At 65.4% G+C, this 9,848-nt stretch carries 8 protein-coding genes; 5 read left to right on the top strand and 3 right to left on the bottom strand.

All coding sequences use genetic code 11. The features are described from left to right. Window positions 1–1,721: sulfatase-like hydrolase/transferase (locus tag VG320_RS13315; protein WP_327200574.1), on the bottom strand; the 1,721-nt coding region annotated here is incomplete at its 3' end. A 95-nt stretch (window positions 1,722–1,816) separates the two neighbouring features. On the opposite strand from VG320_RS13315, the gene VG320_RS13310 reads away from it, so the two are divergent. Further along, window positions 1,817–2,833, top strand: coding sequence for a LysR family transcriptional regulator (locus VG320_RS13310; protein WP_327200573.1), 1,017 nt, complete (start codon window positions 1,817–1,819; stop codon window positions 2,831–2,833). A 123-nt stretch (window positions 2,834–2,956) separates the two neighbouring features. Beyond that, window positions 2,957–4,069, top strand: coding sequence for an alanine racemase (alr, locus tag VG320_RS13305; RefSeq protein WP_327200572.1), 1,113 nt, complete (start codon window positions 2,957–2,959; stop codon window positions 4,067–4,069). Window positions 4,070–4,101: 32 nt separating this feature from the next. Here the strand turns inward: alr and VG320_RS13300 are convergent, their stop codons facing one another. Together VG320_RS13300 and VG320_RS13295 are read right to left on the bottom strand one after the other, a co-directional pair. Beyond that, complete coding sequence (locus VG320_RS13300; protein ID WP_327200575.1) at window positions 4,102–4,443, bottom strand: carboxymuconolactone decarboxylase family protein; 342 nt, start codon at window positions 4,441–4,443, stop codon at window positions 4,102–4,104. A gap of 168 nt (window positions 4,444–4,611) precedes the next feature. Beyond that, a complete protein-coding gene (locus VG320_RS13295; protein ID WP_327200570.1) occupies window positions 4,612–6,099 on the bottom strand; it encodes a PLP-dependent aminotransferase family protein in 1,488 nt (495 codons plus the stop codon). Window positions 6,100–6,317: 218 nt separating this feature from the next. Between VG320_RS13295 and VG320_RS13290 the strand changes: the two genes are divergently transcribed. From VG320_RS13290 to VG320_RS13280, 3 genes are all read left to right on the top strand, one after another. Continuing rightward, window positions 6,318–7,448: a mandelate racemase/muconate lactonizing enzyme family protein gene (locus VG320_RS13290; protein ID WP_327200569.1), complete on the top strand. Its 1,131-nt coding sequence runs from the start codon at window positions 6,318–6,320 to the stop codon at window positions 7,446–7,448. 131 nt (window positions 7,449–7,579) lie between these two features. After that, window positions 7,580–8,632 carry an ABC transporter substrate-binding protein gene (locus VG320_RS13285; protein ID WP_327200568.1) on the top strand — a complete coding sequence of 351 codons (1,053 nt, stop codon included), beginning with the start codon at window positions 7,580–7,582 and terminating at the stop codon, window positions 8,630–8,632. A gap of 109 nt (window positions 8,633–8,741) precedes the next feature. Beyond that, window positions 8,742–9,848: porin (locus VG320_RS13280; protein WP_327200567.1), on the top strand; the 1,107-nt coding region annotated here is incomplete at its 3' end.

Here is a 9,848-nt window from a genome sequence, read left to right as displayed (position 1 = left end):
GCCAGATTGCGCATCTCGCCAGGATCGCTCGCCACGTCGTATAGCTCGACGTCGTTCTGCGCGAACAGTGCTTCGAGCGTCGTCGGCGTATTGAATTGCAGCGGCGAGAAGTAACGCGTCAAGCGATACCGCCCGTCGAATACGCTGCGTATCGTGCCGCGCAGACGGAAATCGGGCTGCTGCGCCAGCGCGCGGCGACGCAATTCGTCTTCGGGCACGCCTTTTTCACGCAGCGTGCCCAGTTCCTTGAGCATCCATTCGCTGTCGTAATAGAGCAGCATGGCGTAATTGAAGAGCGCGGTATCGCGCACGCTATTGGTCTGCGCTTTCTCGGGCGCAGCCAGCCACGGCACGATATTTTTGCCCTTGAGCGCAGGACCGCCAATCGTCGCGCGGCGTGTATCGTCGAGACCCGTGAGTCCCAGCAGTGTCGGCGCGATATCGATATGCGAAGTCAGCGCGTCGCATTGCTTGCCGCCAGGATAGGCGGGATGACGAATCACGAGGGGCACATGGTTCTGCGGCTGATAGGCCGTCGCGCCCTTGCCTACCAGTTGATGCGCGCCCACATGGTCGCCGTGATCGGCGGTCATCACGACGATGGTGCGCTCATCCAGCCCCAACGATTGCAGGGATTGCAGCAGGCGCACAACATGCGTATCGCAATCGCGCACACAGTTAAAGTAGTTATCCTGATAAGTACGAATCCGTTCGTCGGTGAATGGATAACGCCCCACCAGATTCGCGTGCGCAGCGTTGAACATACCGTGCGCAGCCGGGCGGCCCGGTTCGTCGTAAGGCTGATGACGCGACGCCGCCAGCGGTACGCGCTCCCATTTCTGCTGATAGAGCGCGTCTTCGGGTGGATGCGCGTTGCCGAGCATCGGCTTGTTCGCGTCCTGCAGATTTGATCCCGGTGGATCGGTATTCACGAACATCACGTCATGCGGATTCACGAGGTTGACCGCGAGAAACCACGGCTTGCCTTCCTTCGCCAGACGCGGCGCGTGATTGCGCATCCAGCTCACCGCCGATTCGGTCGTGATGCCGTCGTAGTTGTAGCCGCCGCGCACCATGCCAATCAGGTCGCCCACGCCAAAGTAATCGTCGAAGCCATACTCCCTGATCGTATGGTTGTAGTCGGACACGGGCGCGGTGTACGGGCTGGCTGTTTCGTGCAGCTTCGAACTTAAATGCCATTTGCCGAGATAGGCCGCGTAATAGCCCGCGTCGCGCATCATGTCGCCCACGGTGCGAATGTCCGGCGACATATCGGGCTGCCACGGCACGCCCGCATTGTCGAGCACGCCGGTGTGTTGCGTGTGCTGTCCCGTGTAGATGGTCGAGCGCGACGGCGAGCACACGCACGAAGCGATCTGGTGATTCGTGAAGGTGATGCCGTCGCGGCGCAACGCCGAGCGGCCCGGCACCGGGAACGGCCACGCGTCGAAGTGGCGTTCCTGATCGGTCAGGATGAAGAGGATGTTGTAGCCCGTGGGCGCCTGCCCGGGCGCGGCGGCGGCCTGGCGGAATGCGGGCACGCCGTCGGCAGGCGCGCTTGCGACGCGGGGCGCTTCTGCTGCCACACCCGTCACCGGCGCCGCGGCGCCGACTCCCGCAGTCGCGACAGCCGCGCCGGCCGCCTTGAGAAAGTTGCGGCGCGCGTCGTTTGGTGCGCCAGCTGGTGCGCCTGTTTCGGCGGCATTCTTTTCGCCCTTCATCATCCGTCTCCTTCATTCGCGGGCTTTTTATTATTCGCGAATCGGCATTGGATTCGATGAAAGATTCCGCATAATCCATAACCGTGGATATATGAATGGAATCGACGCTCATGCCGGCTGCAAAACCCGCCTCAAGGCCATTGCGCAAGACAAGCTCATCGCCCGACGCCGCGCGTCTCGCCGCCTTGCCCGTCGCGCTGCGCCGCCTGCGGCTACGCGATCTCGAAACGCTCGAGTGGCTCGGCCGCTACCGAAGCTTCGCGCGCACGGCGGAAGCCGCGTCGATCTCGCAGCCCGCGCTCTCCAAATGGCTGCGCGAACTCGAAGAATCGCTGGGTCTAAAACTGTTCGAACGCACCTCGCGGCGAGTCGAGCCCACGCTCTATGGCGACGCGATGCTCGACTGCATCGCGCGCATTCTCAACGATCTGCGCGAGATCGAGCCCGCCTTCGAAGCCTTGCGCCACGGTCTGGGCCAGCCGCTCACGATCGGCCTGCTGCCCAATATGGACGAGCAGTTCCTGCCCGGCGTGCTCGCATGGCTACGTGAGCACGACACGCCGCTGCAACTCAACGTGCGCGTCGATACGCTCGACCGCTTGCTGCCACTGGCCCAGCGGCGCGAACTCGATCTGCTGGTCTGCCGGCTGGAGGCAACCGCGCTAGCCTCGGGACTGCATGTCGATGAACTGCTGCGCGACGACGTGGTGGTGGTCGCGAGCCATCGGCATCCGCTGCACAAGCGCAGTCGCGTGAGCTGGGCCGACACCGCCGCGTTTGCGTGGATCGCGCCGCCGCTCGGCTCGCCCATGCGTACCGCGCTCGAAGCGGAATTCGCACGGGCGGGCCAGCCGATGCCGCAGATCCTCATGGAATCGGCTTCGCATCACACCAACCGCGCGGTGGCGCAGCGCATGCAGTGCCTGTTCGTCACGTCGGCCACGCGCGCAAGCCGCAGCGACGCCATGCGCGAGCTGCGCGCGCTGCCGCTCAAGCTCAGCACCATCGCGCCCGCCTTGGGCGCACTGAGTCACGAGCCGCGCAGCGCGGCCGTCGCCACGGTGCTGGAGGCGCTTCGTTACGCGACGGGCGAGCAGCGCACATCGGCATAAAACCTCAATCCAGTAAATAAGCCCAAATTCCACGGGAAATACGTTAAAAATAACTGGACGAAAATCAATACGATTGCACAAATTACTGGAAAGCCCCACTCACCTTCGTTAGCAGGATCGCTCATGCCGCGCCCCATTTCCGTCCGCATCCATCCCGAAGCCATCCGCCACAATCTCAAGCTCGCCGCGCGCAGTGCAGCGGGCTCGCGCGTGTGGGCGGTCGTCAAGGCCAACGCCTACGGCCATGGCATCGAGCGCATCTACCCGGCGCTCGCGGACGCCGACGGCATCGCCCTGCTCGATCTCGACGAAGCCGTGCGCGTGCGCGAACTCGGCTGGAGCAAACCGATCCTGCTGCTCGAAGGCGTGTTCGATGCCGCCGACGTCGACACCGCCGTCGCCCATCGCCTGACCGTCGCCGTGCATTGCGACGAGCAACTGGCGCTGCTCGCTGCGGCACAAACGACGCGGCCCATCGATATCCAGCTGAAGATGAACTCGGGCATGAACCGCCTGGGCTACAAGCCTGACGCCTATCGCGCGGCCTGGGAGCGCGCCCGCGCGATTCCGAGCATCGGCGCGATCAGCCTCATGACCCACTTCGCCAACGCCGACGACGGTGCGATCGACTGGCAGCTCGACCGCTTCGACGCCGCGACGGCAGGCATTCCCGGCGAGCGCTCGCTGTCGAACTCGGCGGCGGTGCTCTGGCATCCGCGCGCGCACCGCGACTGGGTGCGGCCCGGCACGATCCTCTACGGCGCATCGCCCACGGGCGCGGCACGACATATCGAAGGCGTGGGTCTGCGCGCGGCGATGACGCTGTCGAGCCGCATCATCGGCGTGCAGACGCTGGCGCCGCAGGACACCATCGGCTACGGCCGTACCTATGCGGTCGAGCAGCCGATGCGCATCGGCGTGGTGGCGTGCGGCTACGCGGACGGCTACCCGCGCCACGCGCCAACCGGCACGCCAATCGCCGTCGATGGCGTGCGTACGCGCGTGGTCGGCCGTGTGTCGATGGACATGCTCACGGTCGATCTCACGCCCTGCCCGGACGCCGGCATCGGCTCGCACGTGGAACTGTGGGGCGAAAATGTGAAGGTCGATGAAGTGGCCGAGCCGTCGGGCACGATCGGCTATGAGTTGATGTGCGCCGTCGCGCGGCGTGTGCCGGTGGAGGTCGATGGCCTCGCGACGGTGCAGCGCGAGGCTGAGGAAGGTGTCGCGGCGTAAGGGGCGTGCGTCAGTCGGGCGTCAGTCGCACGTCAGTCGGGAAGCGCGACGCCCATCTCAGCCAGTACTTCCTTCGCGGCGCGAAACGCTTCTCCGGCGGCGGGCGCGCCCGCGTAGATCGCGCTATGCAGCAGCACTTCGCGAATCTCGACCACGCTCGCGCCGTTGTTGATCGCACCGCGTATGTGGCCTTTGAGTTCGGTGCTGCGCCCAAGCGCCGCCAGCATCGAGCAGGTGCAAAGGCTGCGCGTCTTGAGATCGAGCCCGTCGCGCAGCCAGGTGCTGCCCCACGCGTGCTCGTTGAGCCATTCCTGTAGCGGCCGCGTGAAGCCGTCCATCGAACCCATTGCACGCGCGACGAAGGCTTCGCCCATCACTTCGGTACGGCGAGCCTGGCCGGCTGCGGCTGCGGTTTGGGCTTTTGGCGTTTTGACCTTGCTGGCCTTCGCGGCTTTTTTCTTGGAATCCTTCGCATTGCTCATGGTCGGCTCGCCTCCTGGTGGTGAACTATCACCGCATGCTAGCGCGCCAGAATGACGGAATCACGCCGAATAAAGCCCTTCCGGCCCATTGCGCAGCGTGCGCGCGAGCACTTCCAGCGCGTCGCGCAAGGCTTCGTGCGAACGCGCGCCGCCCAGGCTCAAGCGCACCGCATGCGGCGCGGACCCGCGCCCGATCACAAAGCTGTCTGCCGTCTTCGCGAGCACGCCTGCCTGGCGCAGCGCCGCCGCGAATTCGGCGGCTCGCCACGGCTCGGCGAGCGGTAGCCAGAGATGCGGACTCGCTGGATCGGTGCGATAGGTCCAGCCCGATAGCACATCGGCGGCGATCGCCTGGCGCACGTCCACGCAGGCGCGCTGCTGCGCGACCAGCCGGTCGATCTCGCCACTGACGATCCAGCGCGCCGCGATCTCCGCGCTCAGCGGCGAGGTCATCCAGCAGTCGCTGCGGATCACGGCGAGAATCTTGCCCACCCAATCCTGCGGCGCCTGCACGTAACCCACGCGCAATCCCGGCGCAACCGCCTTCGACAGGCTGCTGATCACGATGCCGTGCTCGGGCAGGCGCGCCGCCAGCGGTGTGGGCGGCGGCGTGGTGCCCGCCGCGAGCAGCGCAGCAGGCACCAGATCCTCGATCACCACAAGGTTGTGGCGCACGGCGATCTCGGCGATAGCCGCGCGGCGTGCTTCGGAAAGCGTTGCCGTGGTCGGGTTGTGCAGCGTCGGCACGCAGAACAGCGCACGCGGCGCGAGCAGCGCGCATGCACGTTCAAGCGCGGCGGGCACGATGCCCTCCTCGTCGATTTCGATGCCCACCAGGTTCAAACGCAGTTGCCGCGCGAGCGCGACGATACCGGGATAGCTCAGCGCCTCCGCAAAGATCGTGTCCCCGGGACGCAACACCGCGCGCAGGACGCACGCGAGCCCGTGCTGTGCGCCCTGCGTCACCAGCACGCGTTCGGCGGGCACCGTACAGCCCATGCGCGCCAGCCAGCGCGCGCCGGCTTCGCGATGCGAGCGGCGGCCGCCTTCAGGTTGATAAAGCAGCAATTCGCCGCTCAGGCGTTCGTCGGCAGCCAGTTCGCGCAGCGTCTGCGTAAGCAACAGCGCTTCGTCGGTCGGCATCGGCACGTTCTGGCCGAGATCGACAGGGCGGCCCGGTGCGGGCGGCGCGGGCATGTTGCCGATGCTGCCGGTATTGCCCGTGGGCGCGGCACTCGCGTATGCGGCGAGCGTGCCGCCCACGCCCGCCTCCGACGCCTGGCGCGCGCCGTCGGCATCGGGCTCGGCCACGTAGGTGCCGTCGCCCACGCGCGCCACCACCATGCCGCAGCGCTCCAGTTCCGTATAGGCGCGGCTGACGGTGCCGGTCGTCACGCTGAGCTTCTTCGCCAGCAGCCGGTGCGCAGGCAGTTTCTCGCCGGGCAGCATCTGGCCCCCGTTGATCGCCTGCGCATAGGCATAGGCGATCGCGCGGTATTTGGGTTCGCCGCGTGGCAGCGCAGGCAGCGTGGGCATCCAGCCGTTCATGGGTGTTTTCCCGAGGGTCGAAGCGCGCCGCACCCCGGCGCGGCCGCTGGGTCATTATCGCGCCCAATTCGCGGAATTGAAGGCTGTCATTTACTTCAATTGACTTCATTGAGTGCCACAAATTGACCCTCTAGGATGCCGTAACGCCTGCACAGGCCAAGGAGACTATCGCCGCCCAGCGCCGCCTTTGGCGCGCAACGAGCGGCGCCATACGCGCCATGACAAATCGCATCGCCCGCATCACGGTCAGCCAGCATCGCCTGCCGCTCGACCCGCCCTTTCCGGCGTCATGGGACAGCCGCCCGCGCCGCGCCTTCCCGGCGACCATCGTGCGTGTGGAGGACACCGAAGGACGCGTGGGCATCGGTTCGGGCGACGCCATGTATGGCTTCGACGACTATCGCGATCTCTTCATCGGCGCCGATCCGCTCGATCTTGCGCGCCATTCGGCGGTGCTCGACAACCTGAGTTTCCATGCGGGACGGCTCTGGCCGCTGGACGTCGCACTGTGGGATCTGGCCGGCAAGATTCTCGGCCAGCCGTGCTGGCAGATGGCCGGCGGCCGCGCGCGGCGGGTGCGTGCCTATGCGTCGTCGGGCGTGCATCGTTCGCTCGACGGCATGGCGCGCTGGGCCGAACACGCCGTGGCGCGCGGCTTTCCGGCGCTGAAGGTGCGCTTTGGCCGCGCCAGTCTCGTCGACGATATTGCGGCGCTGGCAGCCGTGCGCGAAGCCGCGGGCGACGCCATCGAGATCATGGTCGACTGCAATCAGGGCTGGCGCATGCCCTGGGACACCCAGGCGCCGTGGCGTACCGAGGACGCGCTCGCCGTGATCCGCCAGATCGAGCGCTATCGCCCCTACTGGGTGGAAGAGCCGCTGCATCGTGGCGATTACGCGGGGCACGCGCGGCTGCGTCAACTGACCGACGTGCGCATCGCGGGCGGCGAGATGACGCGCGAAGCGCACGAATTCGCGGCGCTGCTCGCACGCGATTGCCTCGATGTCTATCAACCCGATGTGGTTTGCTCGCTCGGCATGGAAGGCGCGCGCCGCCTCGCCTCGCAGGTCGAGGCCAACGGAAAGATTTTCACGCCGCACACCTGGGGCAACGGCATCGGTCTGGCCGCGAACCTGCATGTCGTGGCGGGCGCGGGCAACGCGCCCTTCGTCGAATTCCCTTACGACCCGCCCGAATGGACGCCCGCGCGACGCGACTTCCCGCTCACGCGCGCCATCGAGCCGGATGCTCAAGGCTGGCTCGATCTGGGCGACGCGCCGGGTCTGGGCATCGAACTGGACGAAGCGGTGCTAGCCACCACGGGCGCGCACGACAGCCGTTACACCTGAAGCACCCTTAAAGCCGACGATTAAACCGGTTGCGGCCCGCTCCGGCGGAGCCACACAGAAGCGAGCGAAAAGCGAACGACCGGACAAAAAACGAAGCATTCCGAAACATTTCAAATAGACGGAGACACGCAATGAAAAAGATAAGCAGCCTGCTTTGGTCCACATTCCGGGCCGCCTGCCTGGCCGCGCCGCTCGCGGTTGCCGCCCTGCCCGCACATGCCGCGGGCAACTGGTGCAGTCAGGGCAAGCCGGTTCACTTCGCGGGCGTGACGTGGGAAAGCGGCAACTTCACGAGCGAAGTGCTGCGCTACATCGTCAAGAACGGTTACGGCTGCCAGACCGACACCGTGCCGGGCAGCACGGCCGCCACCGAAACGGCGCTCTCGCGCAACGACCTGCAGGTGTGGTCCGAACAATGGACCGGCCGCTCGGAAATCATCGCGGGCGCGGTGAAGGCCGGCTCGGTGAAACTGGTCGGCGACACACTGCCGGGCGGCACCAAGGAAGGCTGGTACGTGCCCGACTACGTGATCCATGGCGACCCCAAGCGCGGCATCAAGGCAAGCGCACCGGACCTGCAATCCGTGAGCGATCTGCCGAAGTACAAAACCCTCTTCACCGACGACGAGGAACCGGATCGTGGCCGCTTCCTGAACTGCCCTTCGGGCTGGGACTGCGAGCGCGTGAACACACGCCTGCTGAAACTGCTCAAGCTCGACGACAGCTATACGAACTTCCGCCCCGGCACGGGCGCGGCGCTCGATGCGGCGATTTCGTCGGCCTACGCGCGCGGCAAGCCGATCCTTACCTACTACTGGGAACCGGCCGCGCTGATGGCGAAGTACAAGTTCGTGCAACTGAAGATGCCGCCGTTCAACGAAGCGTGCTGGAAGACGCTGCGCGAAGCGAACAGCTCGCAGCAATGCGCGTCCTCGTATCTGGTTTCGCAGCTGAAGATTGGCGTGTCCACGCCTTTCTATCAGGCCGAGCCTGACGTGATGGCGTTCTTCTCGAAAGTGAGCTTCCCGATCGACTTCCTGAACACGACGATTCTCGACATGACCGAGCATAAGGTCGACGCGCAGGCCGAAGCGCTCAAGTTCCTCAAGACGCATCCGGAAATGTGGAAGACGTGGGTGCCCGCCGATGTCGCGACGAAAGTGCAGAAGTCGCTTGGCGCTTGAGCGCTTCGTCCGGATTTGATTCGCCTGATTCGTTTGATTCGTATTACCAGGTAAATATTTAACAGAAGAGGACGCCGCAGCGAGCGGCGTCCAGACCAGGAGACTCGCAGTGAAGAAGAAACTTCTCGCGGCGCTGCCGCTCGCGCTCGCCGCAGCGGGCGCCCACGCGCAAAGCAGCGTCACGCTGTACGGCATCATCGATCTGGGCGTGGATTACGCCAACAACGTCGCCAGCGGCGCGAACGGCAATCTCGTGCCGGGCAGCGGCAACCATCTGGTCCAGATGCAAAGCGGCGTGCCGGCGGGCAGCCGCTGGGGCCTGCGCGGCTCGGAAGACCTGGGCGGCGGCTATTCGGCGATCTTCCGCCTCGAAAGCGGCTTCAATGCGGCCACGGGTGCGGCAGGCGGCGGCCTGGCGTTCTCGCGTAACGCCTATGTCGGCGTGAAGTCGGAACAGTATGGCCAGATCACCCTGGGCAAGCAGTGGGACGCCACCGTCGACCTGATCGAACCGTATTCGCTCAACGGCAACTACGGCGGCTGGTACTTAGCGCATCCGAACGACATGGACAACCTCGACAACGGGTTCCCGGTCAACAACGCTGTCAAGTACATCAGCCCCGTGATGGCGGGCTTCCAGTTCGAAGGCCACTACTCGTTTGGCGGCCAGGCAGGCCAGTTCTCGAACAACGCTTCGTATAGCGCGGCGGCGGCCTACACGCTGGGTTCGTTCAGCGCGGGCGTGGGTTATCTGCGTATCAACGATCCGATCTCGGCGGTGGCAGGTTATGGCAGCGGCGGCGGCTTTGTGAACACCATCTACGGCAACGCGCTGGCGAATGCACGCTATCAGGGCATTCTCTCGGCGGGCGCGTCGTACGTGCTGGGCAGCCTCAAGGTGATGGCCAACTACTCGAACGTGGACTTTTCTTCGGGTAACGGCAGCCACGACCTGCACTTCCAGAACTACGAACTGTCGGGCACGTATGCCATCACGCCGGCCTTCACGGTGGGCGCGGGCTACACCTTCACGATGGGCCAGGATCATGCCACCGACGGCGATCCGAAGTACCATCAGGTCAACCTGATCGCCCAGTACTCGCTTTCGAAGCGTACGTCGGTCTACGCGATGGGTTCGTACCAGCACGCGGCAGGCTCAGCGGAAAACGCGCAGATCACGGGCTTCAACCCGTCGAGCACGCAAAACCAGGTCGTC

It is taken from the genome of Paraburkholderia sp. (genome assembly GCF_035948235.1).
Taxonomy (GTDB): Bacteria; Pseudomonadota; Gammaproteobacteria; order Burkholderiales; family Burkholderiaceae; genus Paraburkholderia.
Note: the sequence above shows the minus strand (reverse complement) of the source record. Positions and strands in the feature narration are given on the sequence as shown.